The 20,943-nt window shown below is 27.1% G+C and carries 20 protein-coding genes and 2 tRNA genes; 12 read left to right on the plus strand and 10 right to left on the minus strand.

Features of this window, described 5'->3' with window-relative positions:
- The first annotated feature begins 8 nt into the window (after positions 1 to 8).
- Together ACTTBI_RS04915 and ACTTBI_RS04920 are read left to right on the plus strand one after the other, a co-directional pair.
- On the plus strand, positions 9 to 590 hold the full coding sequence (locus ACTTBI_RS04915; protein ID WP_440652915.1) for an MlaC/ttg2D family ABC transporter substrate-binding protein: 582 nt from the start codon (positions 9 to 11) through the stop codon (positions 588 to 590).
- Positions 591 to 595: 5 nt separating this feature from the next.
- A complete protein-coding gene (locus ACTTBI_RS04920) occupies positions 596 to 1,066 on the plus strand; it encodes a hypothetical protein (RefSeq protein ID WP_440652917.1) in 471 nt (156 codons plus the stop codon).
- A gap of 3 nt (positions 1,067 to 1,069) precedes the next feature.
- On the opposite strand, the gene ACTTBI_RS04925 is transcribed toward ACTTBI_RS04920, so the two are convergent.
- The 5 genes from ACTTBI_RS04925 to ACTTBI_RS04945 form a co-directional block, all read right to left on the minus strand.
- A tRNA-Ile gene (locus tag ACTTBI_RS04925) sits at positions 1,070 to 1,146 on the minus strand.
- Positions 1,147 to 1,204: 58 nt separating this feature from the next.
- A tRNA-Val gene (locus ACTTBI_RS04930) sits at positions 1,205 to 1,279 on the minus strand.
- A gap of 3 nt (positions 1,280 to 1,282) precedes the next feature.
- Positions 1,283 to 3,106 carry an RNA polymerase sigma factor RpoD gene (gene rpoD / locus ACTTBI_RS04935; protein WP_440652918.1) on the minus strand — a complete coding sequence of 608 codons (1,824 nt, stop codon included), beginning with the start codon at positions 3,104 to 3,106 and terminating at the stop codon, positions 1,283 to 1,285.
- A gap of 64 nt (positions 3,107 to 3,170) precedes the next feature.
- Complete coding sequence (gene dnaG / locus ACTTBI_RS04940; RefSeq protein ID WP_440652919.1) at positions 3,171 to 4,946, minus strand: DNA primase; 1,776 nt, start codon at positions 4,944 to 4,946, stop codon at positions 3,171 to 3,173.
- On the minus strand, positions 4,946 to 5,407 hold the full coding sequence (locus tag ACTTBI_RS04945; protein WP_440652920.1) for a GatB/YqeY domain-containing protein: 462 nt from the start codon (positions 5,405 to 5,407) through the stop codon (positions 4,946 to 4,948). Before ACTTBI_RS04945 ends, dnaG begins: the two co-directional genes overlap by 1 nt.
- Positions 5,408 to 5,534: 127 nt before the next feature.
- On the opposite strand from ACTTBI_RS04945, the gene carA reads away from it, so the two are divergent.
- From carA to ACTTBI_RS04970, 5 genes are all read left to right on the plus strand, one after another.
- On the plus strand, positions 5,535 to 6,731 hold the full coding sequence (gene carA / locus ACTTBI_RS04950) for a glutamine-hydrolyzing carbamoyl-phosphate synthase small subunit (protein ID WP_440652921.1): 1,197 nt from the start codon (positions 5,535 to 5,537) through the stop codon (positions 6,729 to 6,731).
- Positions 6,709 to 9,927 carry a carbamoyl-phosphate synthase large subunit gene (gene carB / locus ACTTBI_RS04955; protein WP_440652922.1) on the plus strand — a complete coding sequence of 1,073 codons (3,219 nt, stop codon included), beginning with the start codon at positions 6,709 to 6,711 and terminating at the stop codon, positions 9,925 to 9,927. Before carA ends, carB begins: the two co-directional genes overlap by 23 nt.
- 87 nt (positions 9,928 to 10,014) lie before the next feature.
- A complete protein-coding gene (locus ACTTBI_RS04960) occupies positions 10,015 to 10,401 on the plus strand; it encodes a hypothetical protein (RefSeq protein ID WP_440652923.1) in 387 nt (128 codons plus the stop codon).
- A gap of 3 nt (positions 10,402 to 10,404) precedes the next feature.
- A complete protein-coding gene (locus ACTTBI_RS04965) occupies positions 10,405 to 10,617 on the plus strand; it encodes a hypothetical protein (RefSeq protein WP_440652924.1) in 213 nt (70 codons plus the stop codon).
- A 99-nt stretch (positions 10,618 to 10,716) separates the two neighbouring features.
- On the plus strand, positions 10,717 to 11,019 hold the full coding sequence (locus tag ACTTBI_RS04970) for an STAS domain-containing protein (protein WP_440652926.1): 303 nt from the start codon (positions 10,717 to 10,719) through the stop codon (positions 11,017 to 11,019).
- Positions 11,020 to 11,055: 36 nt separating this feature from the next.
- On the opposite strand, the gene ACTTBI_RS04975 is transcribed toward ACTTBI_RS04970, so the two are convergent.
- The 4 genes from ACTTBI_RS04975 to ACTTBI_RS04990 are packed head-to-tail and all read right to left on the minus strand — an operon-like array spanning position 11,056 to position 13,967.
- Positions 11,056 to 11,724, minus strand: a complete 669-nt coding sequence (locus ACTTBI_RS04975) for a prepilin-type N-terminal cleavage/methylation domain-containing protein (RefSeq protein ID WP_440652927.1) — start codon at positions 11,722 to 11,724, stop codon at positions 11,056 to 11,058.
- Between the two features lie 5 nt (positions 11,725 to 11,729).
- Complete coding sequence (locus tag ACTTBI_RS04980; protein WP_440652928.1) at positions 11,730 to 12,851, minus strand: DegT/DnrJ/EryC1/StrS family aminotransferase; 1,122 nt, start codon at positions 12,849 to 12,851, stop codon at positions 11,730 to 11,732.
- Positions 12,848 to 13,264 carry a hypothetical protein gene (locus tag ACTTBI_RS04985; RefSeq protein ID WP_440652930.1) on the minus strand — a complete coding sequence of 139 codons (417 nt, stop codon included), beginning with the start codon at positions 13,262 to 13,264 and terminating at the stop codon, positions 12,848 to 12,850. Before ACTTBI_RS04985 ends, ACTTBI_RS04980 begins: the two co-directional genes overlap by 4 nt.
- Positions 13,265 to 13,271: 7 nt before the next feature.
- A complete protein-coding gene (locus tag ACTTBI_RS04990) occupies positions 13,272 to 13,967 on the minus strand; it encodes a glycosyltransferase (RefSeq protein ID WP_440652931.1) in 696 nt (231 codons plus the stop codon).
- A gap of 20 nt (positions 13,968 to 13,987) precedes the next feature.
- Between ACTTBI_RS04990 and ACTTBI_RS04995 the strand changes: the two genes are divergently transcribed.
- The 5 genes from ACTTBI_RS04995 to ACTTBI_RS05015 are packed head-to-tail and all read left to right on the plus strand — an operon-like array spanning position 13,988 to position 20,142.
- The gene (locus tag ACTTBI_RS04995; RefSeq protein ID WP_440652933.1) at positions 13,988 to 14,596 is read left to right on the plus strand and encodes a class I SAM-dependent methyltransferase; all 609 of its coding nucleotides are present in this window, start codon (positions 13,988 to 13,990) and stop codon (positions 14,594 to 14,596) included.
- Entirely contained in the window at positions 14,593 to 15,477 is an 885-nt protein-coding gene (locus ACTTBI_RS05000; protein WP_440652934.1) for an AAA family ATPase, read from the plus strand. Before ACTTBI_RS04995 ends, ACTTBI_RS05000 begins: the two co-directional genes overlap by 4 nt.
- Complete coding sequence (locus tag ACTTBI_RS05005) at positions 15,467 to 16,378, plus strand: hypothetical protein (RefSeq protein ID WP_440652936.1); 912 nt, start codon at positions 15,467 to 15,469, stop codon at positions 16,376 to 16,378. Before ACTTBI_RS05000 ends, ACTTBI_RS05005 begins: the two co-directional genes overlap by 11 nt.
- Complete coding sequence (locus ACTTBI_RS05010; RefSeq protein ID WP_440652937.1) at positions 16,371 to 18,305, plus strand: transglutaminase family protein; 1,935 nt, start codon at positions 16,371 to 16,373, stop codon at positions 18,303 to 18,305. Before ACTTBI_RS05005 ends, ACTTBI_RS05010 begins: the two co-directional genes overlap by 8 nt.
- Entirely contained in the window at positions 18,286 to 20,142 is a 1,857-nt protein-coding gene (locus ACTTBI_RS05015; protein ID WP_440652938.1) for a hypothetical protein, read from the plus strand. The genes ACTTBI_RS05010 and ACTTBI_RS05015 overlap by 20 nt, the downstream gene beginning before the upstream one ends.
- 40 nt (positions 20,143 to 20,182) lie before the next feature.
- On the opposite strand, the gene ACTTBI_RS05020 is transcribed toward ACTTBI_RS05015, so the two are convergent.
- Complete coding sequence (locus ACTTBI_RS05020) at positions 20,183 to 20,770, minus strand: pilin (RefSeq protein WP_440613846.1); 588 nt, start codon at positions 20,768 to 20,770, stop codon at positions 20,183 to 20,185.
- Positions 20,771 to 20,943: the final 173 nt, after the last annotated feature.

Raw genomic sequence — 20,943 nt, forward strand, 5'->3', positions numbered from 1 at the left:
TAAAAAATATGAAAAAAATAGTTATCTTATTATTATTGGTTTTAAATTTTACAAATTCTCACTCTATAGAAGCTGATGTATTTGTACAATCTACTGTTAATAGGGCTGCTGAAACTCTTGGCACAGGCTTAACAAAACAAGAGAGAATGAATGAATTAAAAAAAATTGCTTTAGAAACAGTCGATATAAAAGGAATAGGCTTTTATTCACTAGGGGTTCATAGAAAAAGTGCAACAGAAGTTCAAAAATTAGATTATGAAAAAGCATTTTCAGAATATTTTCTTCAAAGTTTTTCAAGCAGGTTAGCTGAATATTCTAATCCAATTATTAATGTAGATTCTAAAAAAAAAATAAATGAAAATTACACAATAGTTTCAAGTACTCTAGTCGCTACAGACAAAAGACCTGCAGTCAAAATAGATTGGAGAATATATACAAAAAACAAAGATCAACCTCTAATTCGTGATCTTATTATTGAAGGTTTAAGTTTAGCAAGAACTCAAAAAGAAGAATTCAACTCTATTATTCTTAGTGCAGATGGTGATATCAATGCATTAATTTCGAAACTAATAGAGTTTTCAAGTAATTAAAAATTTTGAAAATTTCAACTAAATCAGCAGTTTTAACTTCAGCTTTAAGTTCGTCAGCTTTTTTAATTTATGCACTATATAAAGGTATAATTTTATACTTTGTTAATGAAGCATTAGAAGATACTTTTGTTGGAGGTAGTACATCTGATATTTCAATTGTTTTATGGTTTATAATTTCTGGAATTTTGATGCTTTTAACTCTTATGTTTGTTTTTTTTTTAAAAATAAAGGATTTAAAAAGTCAGAAAATCATTGTTTATGGTCTAACATTCTTTTGGTTTGCAATCTCCATTTTTTCAATATTTGTTCCTTTTTCTAATTTATGGATTACACTACTTACAATATTAGTTGGGGTTATTTCATTTTTTGCTACCTACAATATTAAAAAAGAAATAATTGTTGAATTGAATAAAAAAGGTTTAACTGAACAAGAAATACATCTTTTGCAAAAACTTGCTGGGATATCAAAAAAATAATTTTGGTGGGCCCGCCAGGACTCGAACCTGGGACCAATACATTATGAGTGTACTGCTCTAACCAACTGAGCTACAGGCCCAAAACAATAGTTAGTTATATCATTTTTATTAACTTATCAATTAAAGATAAGTGAATAATGGTGGGCCGTGTTGGTTACGCTCCAACTACCCCTGCAATGTCAATGCAGTACTCTACTATTGAGCTAACGGCCCAATCTAACTTTCTAAGAAACTTTTTAGTTGTTTAGATCTACTTGGGTGCTTTAATTTTCTAAGAGCCTTGGCCTCGATCTGCCTAATTCTTTCTCTTGTTACAGAAAACTGTAAACCTACTTCCTCTAAAGTGTGATCGGTATTCATACCTACCCCAAATCTCATTCTTAATACTCTTTCCTCTCTTGGGGTTAAGGTAGATAGAATTTTTGTAGTTGCCTCTCCAAGGTTAGATTTAATGGCTTGCTCTAATGGAGCTAAAGCTTTCGTATCTTCTATAAAGTCTCCTAAACTACTATCTTCTTCGTCACCAACTGGTTTCTCAAGAGAAACTGGTTCTTTAGAAATTTTTAATACTTTTCTAACTTTGTCTAACGGCATTCTTAATTTTTGTGCCAACTCTTCTGGAGTAGCTTCTCTTCCAAACTCACTAAGTATTAATCTTTGAGTTCTGACAATTTTGTTTATAGTTTCAATCATATGAACAGGTATACGAATTGTTCTTGCTTGATCTGCAATTGATCTAGTAATTGCTTGTCTAATCCACCAAGTTGCATAAGTAGAAAATTTATATCCCCTTCTGTACTCAAACTTATCAACTGCTTTCATTAACCCAATGTTACCTTCTTGAATTAGATCTAAAAACTGTAATCCTCTATTTGTGTATTTTTTAGCTATTGAAATTACCAATCTAAGATTTGCTTCAACCATCTCTTTTTTTGCTATTCTTGATTCTTTTTCACCTTTTTGAATTCTACTAACTAATTTTTTAAAATCAGTAACTGAAATTCCAAGTTTGTAACTTATTTCAATAAGTCTTTCTCTGATATTTTTAAATTCTTCTTTATTTTTTGCAAAAAATTGCTTCCATACTAAATTTGTATCTAAAAATTTTTTAAGATTTGGATTTATTTCATTGCCAACATAAAATTTTATAAATTCATTTCTTGGTATTTTTTGATCCATTGCAAGTCTTAAAAGATTTCCTTCTAGAGAAATAATTTTTTTATTCTCAACATAATGTTTTTGAACAAGTTCTTCTAAAACAGATGGGGAAAGCTGAAGTGATTTAATATTTTCTAAAATATCATTTACAATTTTTTCATAACCTTTTTCCTTTGCGGGTGTAAAATTTTGAGAACTTAAAACACAATCTAACTTTTCTCTCTGATACTTAATTAGTTTTGTGTATTCTTTAGTTAATGTATTTACTGTTTTTAATACTTTGGGTTTAATTTCTGTTTCCATTGCAGCAAGAGTAGGATTGAAATCATCATCTTCATCTGGAGAACTATCTTCTTTATCTGTTTCACCAGCATTTTTTTGTTTAGCACTTGGTCCTGTTGACTCATCTTCCATGTAGTTTGTATCAATATCTATAATTTCTCTAACTAATATTTCATCTTTTTGAAGTTTTTCATTCCAATCAAAAAATTGTTGTGCTGTTATAGGGCTTTGTGATAATGCAATTAACATTACATCCTTTCCAGCCTCTATTCTTTTTGCAATTGCAATTTCTCCTTCTCTTGAAAGTAGCTCTACACCTCCCATTTCACGCAAATACATCCTAATAGGATCATCACTTTTTTCGATTGTTTTACCTTCTTCTTTATTTGAATTTTCTTTTTTTCTAAGGATTTTAAAATCTGATTTTTTTTCAACTAATGAAATATTTTCATCTAAGATATGAATAAAAGCTTGAGCAAGATTTTCGTCTGATAAATTTCTTTTACCCAATGATTTGCTAAGTTCTTCATATGTTATAAATCCTCTATGAGTCCCACGACCCATTAATCTAGCAAATGATTTTGTAATAATTCTTTCCACGGCGATAAAGTTGAAGTCTTATATAATGTCAAATCTGTAAAAATCCATTACAAATTTGTCCAGATTAATTGAGATTCTGCTTTTTTTTGAGCTCTTTTAGCTCGTTAAATGTGCTCTCACTCATATCGACTAAGAACTTCGATTCTAATTCTTGAATTCTAAACTCAAGGTCATAGTTCATTAAATCTCGTGAAATATCATCCAGCAATTCAATGATTTTCTGCTCATCTTCAGAATTATTTTTTAAAATATATTTTATTGGTGCAAATTTATTTATTTTTTCAATTATCTGACTATCCAAATACATGTCTTGAACACCTATTTGATCTTCAGATTTTAAAATTTCAATTATTTGATTGAAGATTTTTTTATTAACTTCAGTAAATAATTTAATACTTTCAATTAAATGAATATTTGATTTCATTAAATTTAAATTATTAATTACCAAATAAATTAAAGAATATTCTTTAAGCTCAACTCCAGATAAAGATTGGCTTTCGTTATAATACTTCTTTGTAGCATCTAAAGATTTGATTGGTTTTTTATAAATTTTTTTATTTTTTTGATTTGAATGAGGCGTTAATTCTGCAATTTTCTCTAAAAAATATTCTAATACATATTTTTTAATATAATTGTCCTTAATAGTGTTTGCTACCTCTCTTAATCTTTTTTCAAAAATAGCCATGGAAGAAGGGTTATTTTCAGTTTGTTTTTTATAGTGACTAAAAATAAATTGATGAATTGATAACTTAGATTGTTTTGTAAATTCGATAAAATTAGCTTTACCATTTTTATTCACATAACTATCAGGGTCTTCTTTATTTGGTAAAAATAAAAATGAAATTTGTTTTTCAGGTTTTAATTCTTTAATTGAATTTACTGCTGCTCTTAAAGCTGCTTTATAACCACTTTCATCACCATCAAAACAAATGATGATGTCATCAAAAAATTGATTAAGCATTTGAATTTGTTTATCAGTTAGTGAAGTACCAAGATTTGCAACAGCATTATCAATTCCATTTTTACTTAACCCAACAACATCCATATAACCTTCAACCAAATAAATGTGATCTACTTTGTTTGATAATTTTCTAGCTATATCTAGATTATATAAATTTGATCCTTTTTTAAAAAATAAAGTTTCAGGAGAGTTAATATATTTTGCAAGATAATCTAGGTTTTCTATTATTCTTCCACCTAAAGCAATTGGTTGACCAGTTATGTTATTTATTGGAAAAATTAATCTTCCTCTAAATCTTTCGACATAAATTTTCTTTTTTTCATCTAAATAAAATAATCCAGTTTCAACTAAGGTTTGTTCACTATATTTATTTTTTAATTGCTCAAATATATTTGGATTTTTTTCCACATATCCCATTTTGAATTTTTTTACTTCTTCTTTACTTAAAGATCGATTTTTTAAATATTCTCTAGCATTTGAATATTTTTCATTTTTAATTAATTCATCATGGTAAAAATCAACATATTCATTAAAGATTGATTTATATTCATTCCACTTTTTTTCTCTTTCTTCATCTTTTTTTGAAAACAAATATGGTTGCATACCTGCTAATTGAGCTAAATGTTTAACTGCTTCACCAAATTTTAAATTTTGGGTTTTCATTATAAAATCAAAAATATTTCCATGTTCTGAGGTAGCAAAACAATGATAAAATTCTTTTTCATCATTAACTGTAAATGAAGGTGTTTTTTCGTTTTTAAATGGAGATAGTCCTACAAATTCTTTGCCTCTTTTTTTTAATGAAACTGTTTTTGAAACAACCGTTGACACTTTCAAACGTGTCTTAATTTCATCTAAATACTCTTTAGGGTATTTCATCAACTGTTCAATAATCCCTTAATTATTGATCCAGCTTTAGAAAAATCAATTTCATCAGAATGAGATTTCTTTAACTCACCCATTATTTTGCCCATATCTTTAATAGAACTAGCACCTAACTTAGCAATTAATTCAGCACATAATTTTTTGGTGTCTTCTTCGCTCATTTGTTTGGGTAAGAAACTTGTTAAAATTTCATATTCATTTTGCTCAACTTCCAAAAGATCAGTTCTGTTATTTTTTTTATAGATTTCAATAGATTCGGCTCTTTGTTTAACCATTTTTTTAAGAAGCTTTTTAATATCCTCATCATCAGTATCTTTTTTGTTAGGCCCAGAGCGATTAGCGATGTCTAAATCTTTAATTGAAGATAAAATTAACCTGTAGGTTGATATTTTATTTTTATCTTTTGATTTTAAGGCATTTTTATATTCGTTTTCGATAGTGTTCTTTAATGACATAATTTTTTTAATCTACTTCAAAGAATAAATTCTTCAAAAGAAAAATTGTTTTTTTACAATTTTATAATACATCTCTGTTGCGATAATAAAGCAATTATTGTATTAACCTTTAACTCATGAGTTGTAATTGATCAAAAATTCAAAAAAAATAAACTCAAAAAATAATCATCAAATTAATACAGGCGTTTTAGTTCTTGAAAATAAGAAGGTATTTAAAGGAATTGGTATTGGCTACGAAGGAGAGGCAACTGGAGAAGTGTGCTTTAATACTTCTTTAACAGGTTACCAGGAAATAATCTCAGATCCTTCTTATGCAGGGCAAATAATTAATTTTACATTTCCTCACATTGGGAATGTGGGAACTAATAAAGAAGATATAGAGTCTGATAAAATATGGACAAAAGGAGTAATTTTTAATTCAGAAATAACAGATCCATCAAACTACAGAGCTTTTTTGCATCTGGATGCATGGCTTAAGAAGAATAAAATTGTTGGGCTCACTGGTCTTGACACTAGAAGTCTAACTAATTTTATCCGAGATAAAGGAGCACCAAAAGGAACAATTGCTTTCTCAAAAAAGCAAAAATTCAATATAAGCAAACTAACAAATACTACTTTAAAATGGAGTGGGTTAAAAAATCTAGATCTAGCTAAAGAAGTATCAACTCCAAAAAATTATATATGGAAAGGTTTTAAAACTTGGAGAAAGAAAGATGGATTTGTCAAAAATTTAAAAAATCAATTTCATGTTGTTGCAATAGATTATGGAATTAAAAAAAATATTTTAAGATATTTTTCTGATTTTAATTGCAAAGTGACTGTTGTACATTGCAAAACATCTGCTGAAAAGATTTTAAGTCTTAAACCAGATGGTATATTTTTATCAAACGGTCCTGGAGATCCAGCTGCAACAGGAAAGTATGCGATAAATATTATTAAAGAACTTATTAAGAAAAATTTACCAATATTCGGAATTTGTTTAGGACATCAGATTTTAGCTTTGACCCTAGGTGGTAAAACAAAAAAAATGAAGTTAGGCCATAGAGGTGCAAATCATCCTGTAAAAAATTTAATTCATGGCAATGTAGAGATCACTAGTCAAAACCATGGCTTTGAAGTTGTTAAAGAAACTTTACCAAAAAACATTGAAGTCACTCATAAATCATTATTTGATAATAGTATTGAGGGCATTAAGTTAAAAAATAAACCCGTATTTTCAGTTCAATATCACCCCGAGTCTAACCCCGGACCACAAGATAGTGTCTATTTATTTAAAGAATTTATTAGCAATATGAAAAAAAATGCCAAAAAGAAAAGATCTTAAAAAAATATTAGTAGTAGGTGCTGGTCCAATTATTATTGGCCAAGCATGTGAGTTTGATTATTCAGGAACACAAGCTTGTAAAGCTTTAAAAGATGAAGGTTATAAAGTTGTTTTAATTAATTCTAACCCTGCAACCATCATGACAGATCCAGATGTTGCAGATAAAACTTATATAGAGCCAATCACCTTAGAGGTTCTAGAGAAAATTCTCATAAAAGAAAAACCAGATGCAATTCTACCAACAATGGGAGGCCAAACTGCTCTTAACCTTGCAATGGAAGCAGAGAAAAAAGGAATATTAAAAAAATACAAAATAGAACTTATTGGCGCAAATTCTAAAGCAATTTCTAATGCTGAAGATCGAAAGAAATTTAGAAAAAATATGATAGATATTGGTTTAGATTTACCAAAATCTGAAATTGTCAATAATATCAATCAAGCTTCTAAAGTTTTAAAAAAAATTGGTTTACCTGCAATCATCAGACCTGCATTTACTCTAGGTGGTCTAGGTGGAGGAATAGCAAAGAATAAAAAAGAATATCTTAAAATTATAAAAAATGGATTACACGAGTCACCAGTTAGCCAGGTTCTTGTAGAAGAGTGTTTAGAGGGTTGGAAAGAATTTGAGATGGAAGTTGTAAGAGATAAAAAAGACAACTGTATCATCATTTGCTCAATAGAAAATATTGATCCTATGGGAATTCACACAGGAGATTCTGTAACTGTTGCTCCAGCTTTAACTCTTACTGATAAAGAATATCAAGTTATGAGAAATGCCTCTATTGCATGTTTAAGAAAAATTGGAGTTGAGACAGGTGGATCCAATGTTCAATTTGCAATCAATCCAAAAAATGGACGAATGGTTGTTATTGAAATGAATCCAAGAGTATCTAGATCATCAGCACTTGCATCTAAAGCAACTGGGTTTCCAATTGCAAAAGTAGCAGCTAAGCTCGCAGTTGGTTATACTTTAGATGAACTTAAAAATGAGATTACAAAAGTAACACCCGCGTCTTTTGAACCAAGTATTGATTACGTGGTAACCAAAATACCAAGGTTTACTTTTGAAAAATTTTCTACCTCGCCAGCAACTTTAGGTACTTCAATGAAATCGGTTGGTGAAGCAATGGCTATTGGGAGAAACTTCAAGGAGTCTGTGCAAAAAGCATTGGTGTCTCTAGAAACTGGTTTTTCTGGTTTTGACAAAATATTTAATCTAAATAAAAAACAAATAGAAAAAAAACTGAAAGAGCATATTCCAAATAAAATGCTTCTTGTTGCCGAGGCTTTTAGAAAAAAAATCAATTTAAAAAGAATTTACAGTTTATCTAAAATTGATCCTTGGTTCTTAGGACAAATAAAAGAAATTGTAGATAACGAGCTAGCTCTTAAAAAAAGAGGTCTCCCAAAAGATTATAATGAATTTAATAGAATTAAATCTATTGGTTTTTCAGACAAAAAATTAGCAGAGCTTACTAATTCCTCAGAAGATACAGTAAGAAGAAAAAGAACCGCTCTAAAAGTGCTTCCTGTATATAAAAAAGTTGATACCTGTGCTGCTGAATTTAAATCATTTACGCCTTATATGTACTCAACTTATCAAAGAAATTTTTCAATAAGTACTGAGTGTGAGGCAGATCCTTCAAATAAAAAGAAAATAATAATTTTAGGTGGTGGACCTAATAGAATAGGCCAAGGAATTGAGTTTGATTATTGCTGTTGTCAGGCAAGTTTTTCATTAAAAGATGCAGGTTTTGAAACCATCATGGTTAATTGCAACCCTGAAACTGTATCTACTGATTATGATACGAGTGATCGGTTATATTTTGAACCTTTGAAAGAAGAGTATGTATTTAACATTATTAAAAAAGAGCAAGAAAAAGGAAATCTAATAGGTGTAATTGCTCAATTTGGTGGACAAACTCCGATTAAGCTTGCTAAATTTTTAAATGATAACAAACTTCCAATTTTAGGGACACAATATAACTCAATAGATTTAGCAGAAGATAGAGATCAATTTAGAAATTTATTAATTAAATTAAATTTAAAACAAGCAGATAGTGGAATTGCAAAAACATTTAAAGAGGCAATTAAGATATCTGAAAAAATTGGTTTACCACTAGTGGTAAGACCTTCATATGTTTTAGGTGGAAGAGCAATGGAAATTGTTCATGAAAAAAGTCAATTAAAAAACTTTGTTGAAGAAGCATTTAAAGCTGCGGAAGAAAATCCAATTCTAATAGATAAATTTCTAGATCATGCAATGGAAGTTGATGTGGATGCTATTTCTGATGGTAAAGATGTTTATGTAGCTGGTATAATGCAACATATTGAAGAGGCAGGAATTCATTCTGGGGACTCAGCATGTAGTTTGCCACCAGTATCTATTAAACCATATCTAATTAAAGAAATTGAAAACCAAACAAAAAAACTGGCTCTAGCTTTAAAAGTAAAAGGCTTTATGAATATTCAATATGCAATCAAGAAAGATGAAATTTACATTATTGAAGTAAATCCTCGTGCTAGTCGAACTGTTCCTTTTGTATCAAAAGCAAAAGGAATTCCACTTGCAAAGATTGCATCAAGAATAATGGCAGGAGAAAAACTTTCTAAATTTAATCTTAAAGATAAATCAAAAGGAATGTATGCAGTAAAAGAGGCTGTATTTCCTTTTAATAAATTTCCAAATAGCGATTTACTCTTAGGACCTGAAATGAAGTCTACAGGTGAAGTAATGGGATTTGATAAAGATTTTGGAATGGCTTTTGCTAAAAGTCAGATTGCTGCAGCTAATTCACTTCCAAAAGATGGTCTTGCATTTATATCTTTAAAAGACTCTCATAAAGATGAAGGTATTGATTTAGCAAGACAGCTAATAAAGCTTAACTTTAAATTATGTGCAACGAAAGGTACTGCTGAATATATTCAAAAACATGGGATGAAATGCAAAATTATTAACAAAGTGAGCAGTGGTAGTCCTCACATTGTTGATGTTTTAGACTCAAATAAAATTGCTCTTGTAATAAATACTGGTGGTGGAAACAGTGAGCACAGATTAAATGATGCTATTGCGCTTCGAAGAGCAACTCTTAAAAATAAAGTTCCATATTGTACAAACATGTCCACTGCTCTAGCATGTTTGGAAGCAATTAAATCTTTAAAAACTAAGAAGCTAGAAGTTCAAGCTATTCAATAAATATCTATAGAAAAATTATATATTAAGCTTAGATAATAATATAAATTTTATTTTAAATAAAACCCAATTTGGGTAAAAGATCACCTCATGCATTTACAAAATTATAAAATAATCGAAGATTTGGTCGCTTCAATATATACAAAAGATATATCCGACTTTGGTGACAGATCTTATTACCCTCAAATATTAAAATTAGTAAGCAGAATTAATTTAAAAAATTTCACAAATGAAAATCTAATTTGTGAAAATGAAGTTTTTTGCTCTACTTCAAATGGAGCAAGTATTAATTTAATTTCAAGAAGTCTTGGTCTTCCAAGAGAAACTGTTAGAAGAAAAGTTTCAGAATTAATCAAATTAAATTGGTTAATTAGAAATAATTCAAAAATTTATGTCTCTCAAGAATGGAGAAAAAAAAATTTAGAAAATAATGAAATAATTCTCAAAGAATTAATAGAACTTTCTACAAAAATTTAAAAGATGAACAATATTCAACATATAATTTTAAAAAATAAAAAAATAAATGATGTGGTAGTTCCTAAAGCTTATTTAGAGAATAATGAATATAACGCTAAGTTAAGTTATGAAGAAATGATGAATAAGATTAATGGTAAAGAGAAGAAGAAGAAGAAACTAATCTATTTAGTATCAACCGTTTCTGCAATCGCATTGATTGCTGCAAGCTACTCCTAGGCTTAATTTTTTAAATTAAATTCAATATTTACCATCAGCAACAACATTTAAGTTTAATGATTTTGTTGACTACGTGTTTACTCTGATTATATTCAAATCATGAGTTATCCAGAAAAAACTGAAAATGATGTGCTGATAATTACAGTAAGCGGTGAAATAGATCTAGAAAATTCAGGAAACTTAAGACAACAAGTGCATGGAGCTCTAGATGACAATAAAGCTGTATCGGTAGATATGAGTGCTGTAAATTACATAGATAGTTCAGGAATTGCAGTATTGATTGAAAGCAAACAAAGAGCTGGGGAAGGAAGTAAAGAATTTAAAATTGTAAAACCTAGTGAAGCTGTAGTGTCAGTATTAAAACTTGCTAAACTAATCAGTTTCTTTGATATCGAAAATTAATCTTAAAAATATTAAAAGATTTAAAGCTCTCTATTATTAATCGTAATCTGCGTCAGTATCAATAGCATCTGCACCTGTATGCCATGCACCATGATCTGATAAATTCCAACCACAATCTGCTTGACCATCCGCAGCACTACTTCCAAAATATTTACCACCAATTGATTTATGAGAATAATCTCCTGTATCTCTATGAATGATCACTCTAAATCTAGCTTTTGCCATCGGACAACCACCACCTGAACCATATCCTCCTGTAGATTTATAACAGAACATTTGAATTTGACCTCGTTTATGATTACCCCAAGCTTCATTATCAATTGTAATACTTGTTTTATTGGGTTTCCATGGATTCTTAAATTTAGAATTATCTGTTCCGCCACCTAAGAAATAATTTTTCATTGAAATTAAGAATTGTTTACAAGTGGTGTCAGAATTAACCATGTCACCTGTTAAATTACCCCCATCATCATATTCAGGAGTTGCACTTCCAAGGTCATTTTGAATAATAATAGTTTCTGTGTCCATATATTTTGTAATTGTTGTATAGTTTTGCTCTAATACTTTTAATCTAGTTGAATCTACATAGCTTTGATAGCCAACAACACCAACGCCAGCCAACACACCAATAATTGCAACTACCACTAAAAGTTCGACAAGAGAGAAACCTTCTTGGATTTTAATTTTAAAACTAATTCGGTCCATAAATTCTATCTTAATATTTTATTTACGACACCACAGATATAGTCAATTTCTTTATTTTTTAAAGTCAAACTAGATGGTAAATAAAACCCATATTTACATAAATATTCTGAATTTTTAAAGTTTTTTGATTTACTTAAACGCAGACTCTTCAAAACTTTTTGTTTATGCATTGGCCAAAAAAAAGGGCGTGTCCCAATTCCATATTCGTTTAATTTTTTAGCAATTTTTTTTGAATCAATCTTTAAAGATTTATTCATAATTAATAAGCCAATAACCCAGTAAATATTTTTTGAATAACTATTTTTAGGTCCAGGTATATAGATATTTTTATTTTTAGATAAATTTAGATAAAATCTCTTTCCATTTGAGTGACGTATTTTAATTATTTGATTAATTCTTTTTAATTGACTTAAGCCCAGTGTCGCCTGAATGTTGGACATTCTATAATTCCAACCAATTTCATCATGATTAAATCTATCTTTTTTTCCAAATGCTAGGTTCCTTAAACTTTTCATTTTTTCAGCTAACTTTGCGTTATTGGTAGTTATCATTCCACCCTCCCCCGTAGTAATTTGCTTATTTGCATAAAAACTGAAAGTGCTAATATCTCCAAAACTGCCACATTTTTTATTAAATATTTTTTGACCTAAAACTTCTGCAGTATCTTCAATTAAGATTATATTTTTTTTTTCACAAATCTTTTTGAGTATATCAATTCTAAAAGGGAAATTATAAATATGGGTTGCAATTATTGCTTTTGTTTTTTTTGTTATTGATTTGATTGTTTTATCCAAATTCATATTCCAATCATATAAATCACAATCTATAAATTTAATCTTTAAACCCTCTTTTATCACAGCTAATGTACTTGAAATTATTGTAAAGTTTGGAGCAATAACCTCATCTCCTTTTTTCAAATTCAATGATTTAATAGCTACTTCTAATGCCGCCGTACCACTTGAAACAGCAACAGCATTTTTGTGACCAATATATTTAGCAAATTTTTTTTCAAACAATTTGACATTGGGGCCCTCTGAAGAAATCCAACCACTCTTCATAACTTTACTAACTGACAAAACATCAGAATTTGTAATCAACGGTTCATTTACTGGGATGAATTTTTTCAAAGTTTTTTTAATCTAATTTTATCTTGATCACCTAAAAATGGACCTTGTTTTATTTCAAGCATTTCTACTTTTTCTAAAACCTTAAAACCATGACCTCCTGAAATAAGTAAAATCATGTCTTTTTTATTTAAAATCAAACTTTTGGCTCTACTTTTGTTTTTATTATAAAAATAAACTTTCAATTTACCTGAATATATAATTAACAATTCAGACATATGCTTAATTGTTTTTTTTCTATTAATATGAAAATGAGGGTTAATCACATGATTTTTTGGATGATTCATTAAACCAATCTGGAAATTTTCTAATTTTGGAGTGAAAAATTCAATTCCTTTAAATTTTGTCTTTTTATACTTAAAAACCTTAGCAACAGTTTCTCTACCAATTTTTATATTTTGAATTTTAAAATACATTTATTTTTTATTTATTTAATGAACACCTTAATATTGAAATAAGATAGTATAAACCATTAGTTAAAAATTTTAAAATACTTGGTGCTGATTTACTGTTTAATTCAGTATTTTTTTCTTGAATAAATGGAACTTCTTTTATTATTTTATTATTTTTTTTTATCTCAAAAATAAAATCAATGATGAAATTTGCATAAAAAGTATTCCTTGGAAAAATATCAATTAAAATGTTTCTTTTAAATATTATTATACAACTTGTGTAGTCTTTAACTTGTGAATAAAGAAGCAACTGACATAATTTGTTAATTACTAAACTTGGTAATTTTCTATATTTACTTCTTTGATCTAAAGCGTTTTCAACATATCTAGAAAATATTATACAATCTTCATTTTTAATATTTTCAAAAGTTTTAATAAAATGATCAATACTATTGAACATATCAATATCAAATCTTAAAATATACTCTCCAGAACATAGTTTAATACCATCAATAAAAGCACTAGCGAAACCTCTGATGTTTTTTCTAACTACAAATTTTATTTTTGGATGATTGTATTTTTTTAAAATATCAACTGTTCCATCAGATGAATTATCATCAATTATTATTATTTCTTTAACAACGCTCTGATTAACCAATGCATCAATTGCAAATTTAATATTTTCTACTTCGTTGTAAGAACTTAATACTATTGATAGATTTCCCATTACAATATATTTAATTTAAAATGTTAAATAACATTAGAGCCTTGTATCATATAATTTTAAATTATCATTTTTATACTATTCCAATAATTATAAATGAAATTTTATTCAATTTTAAATACGATAAAAATCTAAATAATTTCAAGTATCTAAAAAGCAACTTTTTATCAGACTCTATTCCATGTCCATTCACATTCTTAAAAAGAATAAAAACTTTCATTGAAAAAAAAAATATTAATTTAATTTGTGATCTTGGATCGGGTTATGGGAAAGTGCTATATTTTTTTGGTAAAATAAATCAATACAAAATTGATGGTATTGAGTTGGATGAAGATATTTATCAAATATCTAAATCATTAGAAAATGAAAGAATAAACATTCTTAATCAAAATATTTTAGACTTTGATTTAAATTCAAAAAGCTACAATTTATTTATTCTTAATGATCCTCTCAAAAAAAGAGATGATTTAAAAAAAATAGTTGAAAAGCTAAAATTAATAAAAAGACATTGTTATTTTGTTTTTATTAATCTTACTCCAGATAAAACAAAAATAATAAATTCAAATCTTGAAGTAATTGATAGTTATATTATATCGAAGAGCAAAAATATTTATTTCACAAAATCAAAATGATTAAAGAATTAATAGACACCATTTCAACCAATATAATTGGAAATGAATTCAAGATTAAAATTTCTATAGCTACAATTTTAAGTGGAGGACATATATTAATTGAGGATCTTCCAGGAACAGGAAAAACTACTTTTGCAAAATCTTTAACAAATGCAATGAATTTAAAATTTAAAAGAATTCAATTTACATCTGATTTATTACCAAGTGATATAATTGGATACACATTCTTAAAAAATAATGAATTTGTTGTTAACAAAGGTCCAATATTTACAAACATAGTTCTCGCAGACGAGTTAAATCGTGCAAGTCCAAAAACACAAAGTGCTTTTCTAGAGTCTATGGAGGAAAAAACAGTAACAATTGATAAGGACACCTTTAATCTCCCAATTCCTTTTTCTGTTATTGCAACACAAAATCCATCAGATTTATCAGGTACTTCTTTATTACCAGAATCACAATTAGATCGTTTTACTATTTCATTTTCTTTAGAGGAACTAAGCAAAGATCAAAGAATAGAATTACTAAAAAACGAGATAAGCAATAATTCAATTAAATCAAATTTTTCATTTGATCAAACTATCAAAGATATTAGCCAGATTAATATCAATGACAATGTAATTGAATATTTAGATAACGTCTCTCAATTTATAAAGAATAGTTTTAATAATATTCATATTTCTCCAAGATGCTTAAAACAAACAATCAGTCTTTCAAAATCATTAAGTTACTTAAACTCAAATAAATATGTAACATATCAAGAAATTAAGGATGTCCTTCCTTACATACTTCGTCATCGATTGAATATTGTTAAAAAAAACGAATTTATTGAATTTATGAAAAATGAAGTTCTAAAGAAAGTTCCTCTACCTGATGAAAAATAGTTTTTGGAAAAAGTTTTTTTTAAAAAAATCTCTAAAATATCTTAACACTATCAGTAGAAAAAATTTATATATCTTTCCAAATTTAAGGGGGTTTCAAATTGCAGCTTTAATATTTTTTTGTTTTTCAGTAGCTATTTTTTATCAAAATAATTTTGCACTGCTCTTATCAATTATTTTATTTTTTATTTATTTCATCTCAATTCTAATCTCTTATCAAAACTTACTCAATTTAGATTTATATATTAATGATAAACTTCACCCAGCTAATAAAATTGTAAATTTAAGATACCTAATTAGTGATAAACATAAAAGAGAAAGACTTAATATTAATTTTGATTTAGGAAAAGATAGTGTCAAAGCAGATATCAAAAATAAAATTAATATAAATTTAAAGCATAAATTTAATAAAAGAGGCAATGTTAAAGCCCCAACTTTGGATATTCACTCTCAATTCCCTTTTGGTATTATAAAAACTTTCACAAATGTTTCTTTTAGAGAATATCTAACTATTTACCCAGAGCCAATTAAACCCTCAAATGAAATTTTTGAACAACTATATCAGCTGAATAATGATGAAGGTTTTGACTATGAATTTGATAAAATTGAAGAAAATAAAGAAAATACTAATTTATCTAAAATTTCATGGAAACACTCATCAATTAAAAAAAAGCTTTACGAAAAAAAATTCAAGTTTTCTAACAATTTACAACATGTAACTATAGACCTACAAAAATTGAATAATGATAGTTTTGAAAAAAAACTTTCTTATGCCAGCTATTTGATTGAATATTTTTATAATTTAAAAAAACCATTTTTATTAAAAAATAAAGATTTTATTTCTACGATCGCTTGCTCTTTAGAACATAGAAACAAACTCTTAACTTACCTTGCAAATGTTTAGACTAAATTTATTAAATTATAATTTTAATGCTTTGATTATATTAACATCAAGCTATTTACTTTTAATTGATGAAGTTGACCTAATAACAAATCTTTTTTTTATTATCTTATACGTTTTTGCTATTCTTCAAAAAAGCTTCAACTATAAATATAAAAAGGTATTCAGTTCTGTTTTGGCTATATCTACAGTTTGCATCTTATTTATTTTAAATGATCAAACGTTATCTAAAGAATATTTTATAAATTTAATTTTGGGTTTAGCCTTTCTAAAATATTCTGAAATTGAAAATAAAGAAAATCATTATTTTTTTGGATATACTTGTGTATTTTTAGCTGTAAGTTCACTTGTCTATGGTCAAGACTTAATAAGCTCACTACTCTCTCTTGGGATAATTATATTATCAATCATTCATCTTTATTCACTAAATCAAACTAAGATATTAAGACTAAATTTAAATAATCTTATTAAATATTTTATATTTGCAATTAGCATTATTCCTATCATTGCAATTGTGTACTTTATTTTTCCAAGAGCAGAATTAAATATAAAACTATTTGAAACCAAGAAAAATCAATTGGGTATACCTGACGAAATCAGCCTAGGTTCATTTCACAATATATCAGGTAGTGAAGAAAATGTTTTTATATTTAAGATTAATAATCAAGATAATAATCAAAAGTATTACTTCAGGGTTAAGGTGTTTGATAAGTTAAATACTAATAAAGATTGGTTAAATTCAGAATATAGAATATTACTCTCACAATTTAAGAATAGTTTTAGAGTCTCTAATCATGTCAGAAACGAAAGTGTTGATGCTTCATTAATAATGTTTCCACATGAAAAAAACTGGCTACCTAAATTAGCAGATTACAATTTTAATAATTCCAATTTAGATTTAAATTTAATTAATAATACACTCACTTCTAAAGAAATTTTAAGTAATAAAAAATCATACAAATTAATTTATGATAAAAAAGATGTTACATTTCAAAATAATATTTTGAAGTATTATACACTTTTGCCTAAAAATATTTCTCCTAAATTGAAACAATGGGCAAAAACAAATTATGAAGAATCAAAAAATGCTAATGAGTATTTAAATAAAATTTTGAATGAGTTTAAGACTAATGATTTTTATTACAGTCTAACCCCTGGAGCTCAAGGCAATGATTATGCAAACTTTTTTTTCAACACTAAAAATGGTTATTGCGAATATTATGCTGGAACCTTTGCGATACTTGCAAGATTAGCAGGCATACCATCTAGAATAGTCACTGGTTATTATGGTGGATCTTATAATGAAATTGGGGATTTCTATACATTCAAACAACAAGATGCTCACTCTTGGGTGGAAATATTTATAAATGATGATTGGGTGTTGTATGATCCGACATTATCTGTTCCTAGTAATAATATTTTAAATTCAAACAACAACAATTTTGATAGCTTCAATACATCAAAAACAAATGATTTTGAAACTGGACAAATGAATATTAATAAAATTGGAATTTATTTTGAATACATAAACTATATATGGACTAATAGTTTTGTTAGATATAATGAGAAATCGAGATCAAATTTTATTAAAGAAAAGTTAACAAAAACTAATAACTATAAATATTTCCTAATTATTATTTTTTTTTCAATTTTTGTTATTTACACTTTCAAAGTTCTTACTTTCATTAATTCAAAAAAATTTTTATTTTCATTATTTTTTAAAAAACTTAGAAAAGAAAATAATAACATTTCAGAATTTATGACACATCAAGAAATATTTAGTTCATTAAATATAATTGATCAGCATAAATATAAAATTTTATTTGATTTTTATGAAAAGCTTAAGTTTAGTAAAAATTTCAAAGTTTCAATAAAGAATTTTTATGAGATAAATCTAAAAATATTAAAATATGCTTATTTTAAAAGATAAATCAAAACTAGTATTATTTTTATCAGGAGTTTTAATCTTTTTAATTCATCAGATTATTTTCCTATCCTATTTAGATTTTGAAAAACACCATTTTGATTTTCAATCTGCATTATCAAGGTTAATATTTGGTAAAATCTGGTTTTTTAAAAATGGATTGGATGTTCCTTGGTTCACTCCACATGTTTGTTGTGGATTGCCCTTATATTCAAACCCAGAATCAGAATTTTATTCGCCAGTTCAATTTTTATTTTTGTTTTTAAAACCATTAACTACATTCAAAGTTATTTTCTTTTTATATTCATTAATTGGTTTTTATGGTTTTTTCTTAGTTTTAAGAAATATTTTTAAACTATCTAATAATGCGTCTTTAATTGGTTCAACAATATTTTTGTTTAACCATTGTTTTGCTTTTCATTATTTGTCTGGTCATATTGCTTGGGGTTTATATTACGTAGTTCCATTTTTTTTCTTCTTATGCGCAATATCCTTAAATAATCGAAATAAAATATCTTCATTATTTTTAATCTCATGTGCTGGGTTAATCTTTGCAATGATCATGCACAGCGGTGGAACAAGAATTGTTATTGAAATTTTAATTTTTGTTTTTTTTCTAACAGTATTACACATAATCAATTTCAAAAATTTTAAAATTATATTCGATGTATCTGTAGCTGTTTTAATTGGCCTAATGATTTCATCCTCAAAAATTTATGCTGGATGGTCATTTGTTGGTGAATTAGAGCGAGATGTGTCGATTCTATACTTTAAGAGCATTCGACATTTTATTTCTGTTTTTTTTGATTTTTTTTTCTTATCACCTAAAGAAGCTATTGGAAATGATGTTGCTAAATTTGATGTTCTTTTATCAATTGAAGAATTGTCATTTAACTTATCGATTGTTCCTTTGATAATCCTAGTTATTTACTTAAGAAGTGTTCCAGAAATTACAAAGGATAAATTTAAATTATTGTTTAGTTTGGTACTAATAATTGCAGTTTTTGTAATAATTTTATTAAATTTCTCCAATACATTTCTCGGTTCTTTAGTTGGAAAAATTCCTTTTATGACAACAGACTGGTTGTCACTTAGAAAGCTTACTCCATTTATTCTGTTATTTTCAATCCTTACAGCAATGATGTTTGATAAGATTTCTTTTAAAAAATACAATTTGATAACATTTTTATTTATATCAATTATTATTATTCAAAATATTTCATTTGATAGGAATAAATTAAATAAAATTTTTAGATATTCAGAATTGGATATACTGCTTAATTATAATGTTACAAAAGATAACGTTGATGATTTTAAAATCGAAAAAGTTCTTTCAATTGTTAATGATGAAACTAGTTATTCTCGTCCATATGAGCATCATTACTTTTTAAATAATCAGTCTATTCAATACTGTTATTTTCCTATTTTAGGCTATGATTTAAAATTACTTAAACCTATAGTTTCAAAAATAAAATTTAATGAATACAAAATATACGATGGTTCTGAAGAAAATAACACGACGACATTAAATACTGAAAAAAAACTTAAGTTAAGATTTTATCAAGGCGATCCTTTACTTGTAATAAATGAAAATTTAAATTTTATTAATCCCTCATGTTATTTAAATCCAGAAGGAAATAATTGTGAAAAAAACTTCTTATTTAAAGTTGATCAAAAAGACGAACTAATAAAGTTTTTAAATTATGAACCTTTTGAATTTAAACATTTAAAACTTCAAATATTTTTTAATTATTTAAGTATATTTACGTTAATTTTTATTTTTACTATCTTCTTTTTTTGGACAATTTACAGAATAAAAAAAAACCCCTCTAATAAATATTAGAGGGGTTTTTTTTAAATTTTAATTTTAACTTATTTTAAAATTATTTAAGTTGAAATTCTTTAGCTTTATATTCTCCTTCACTTCCTGCTGCACCATCTGCAGTGTAATATTCCACGTAAAAATATCCTGAAGTTCCAGCAGATGAGAACAATCCGCCTGAAGGAATTACCGCACCATTTTGCGTATAATCTTCAGCTGTAAAATGGGCTATGTTAATCTGACCCTTTTTCACATCAGCAGCAGCAGAATTGTAAACAATTTGATTTCCACCTGCAGCATCATACGGGTTTTTAAATGCATTCCCATATCCATCAGTGCCAAAGTAACAAGTTAGTCCCTTAATAAAGTCTCCTAGATTATCACTGTAAACAGTGTATGCCTGAAGAGAGGAACAGTCAGATCCAGCGCTTATTGCTCCAGATACTGTTTGGATATTGTTGTTAAGCAGAGTTAGCTCTGTTTCAACAAATCTTTTTACTGAGTTAAAGTTAGCTACCGCAACTCTACTTTTTGCAGAGTCAGTGTAACTTTGATAACCCACAATTCCAACACCTGCTAAAACTCCAATAATTGCAACAACAACTAGAAGCTCTACAAGTGAGAAACCTTTTTGTAGTGTTTTTTTCATAATTATGTTTTTCCTATATTCTAGAATTATATATATATATATGAGGTTCTTCTACCAATATTCTTTACTATGTAAACTATAAAAAATAGCTAACTTAAATAGCTATTTAAATTTTTTATACACCCAATTTGGGGGTATTATACAAGAAATATTGAGGAAAACTAAGTGGCAGA

The organism is Candidatus Pelagibacter sp. HIMB1542, assembly GCF_052047835.1.
Classification (GTDB): domain Bacteria; phylum Pseudomonadota; class Alphaproteobacteria; order Pelagibacterales; family Pelagibacteraceae; genus Pelagibacter.

What these genes read in the sequence shown, in the direction of transcription:
- ACTTBI_RS04965 (WP_440652924.1), top strand. Translation starts at nt 10,405, where the DNA reads ATGAACAATATTCAACATATAATTTTAAAAAATAAAAAAATAAATGAT.
- ACTTBI_RS05000 (WP_440652934.1), top strand. Translation starts at nt 14,593, where the DNA reads ATGATTAAAGAATTAATAGACACCATTTCAACCAATATAATTGGAAAT.
- dnaG (WP_440652919.1), bottom strand. Translation starts at nt 4,946, where the DNA reads ATGAAATACCCTAAAGAGTATTTAGATGAAATTAAGACACGTTTGAAA.
- ACTTBI_RS04995 (WP_440652933.1), top strand. Translation starts at nt 13,988, where the DNA reads ATGTTAAATAACATTAGAGCCTTGTATCATATAATTTTAAATTATCAT.
- ACTTBI_RS04975 (WP_440652927.1), bottom strand. Translation starts at nt 11,724, where the DNA reads ATGGACCGAATTAGTTTTAAAATTAAAATCCAAGAAGGTTTCTCTCTT.
- carB (WP_440652922.1), top strand. Translation starts at nt 6,709, where the DNA reads ATGCCAAAAAGAAAAGATCTTAAAAAAATATTAGTAGTAGGTGCTGGT.
- ACTTBI_RS05015 (WP_440652938.1), top strand. Translation starts at nt 18,286, where the DNA reads ATGCTTATTTTAAAAGATAAATCAAAACTAGTATTATTTTTATCAGGA.
- ACTTBI_RS05020 (WP_440613846.1), bottom strand. Translation starts at nt 20,770, where the DNA reads ATGAAAAAAACACTACAAAAAGGTTTCTCACTTGTAGAGCTTCTAGTT.
- ACTTBI_RS04915 (WP_440652915.1), top strand. Translation starts at nt 9, where the DNA reads ATGAAAAAAATAGTTATCTTATTATTATTGGTTTTAAATTTTACAAAT.
- ACTTBI_RS04990 (WP_440652931.1), bottom strand. Translation starts at nt 13,967, where the DNA reads ATGGGAAATCTATCAATAGTATTAAGTTCTTACAACGAAGTAGAAAAT.
- ACTTBI_RS04985 (WP_440652930.1), bottom strand. Translation starts at nt 13,264, where the DNA reads ATGTATTTTAAAATTCAAAATATAAAAATTGGTAGAGAAACTGTTGCT.
- ACTTBI_RS04960 (WP_440652923.1), top strand. Translation starts at nt 10,015, where the DNA reads ATGCATTTACAAAATTATAAAATAATCGAAGATTTGGTCGCTTCAATA.
- ACTTBI_RS05005 (WP_440652936.1), top strand. Translation starts at nt 15,467, where the DNA reads ATGAAAAATAGTTTTTGGAAAAAGTTTTTTTTAAAAAAATCTCTAAAA.
- ACTTBI_RS05010 (WP_440652937.1), top strand. Translation starts at nt 16,371, where the DNA reads ATGTTTAGACTAAATTTATTAAATTATAATTTTAATGCTTTGATTATA.
- ACTTBI_RS04945 (WP_440652920.1), bottom strand. Translation starts at nt 5,407, where the DNA reads ATGTCATTAAAGAACACTATCGAAAACGAATATAAAAATGCCTTAAAA.
- ACTTBI_RS04970 (WP_440652926.1), top strand. Translation starts at nt 10,717, where the DNA reads ATGAGTTATCCAGAAAAAACTGAAAATGATGTGCTGATAATTACAGTA.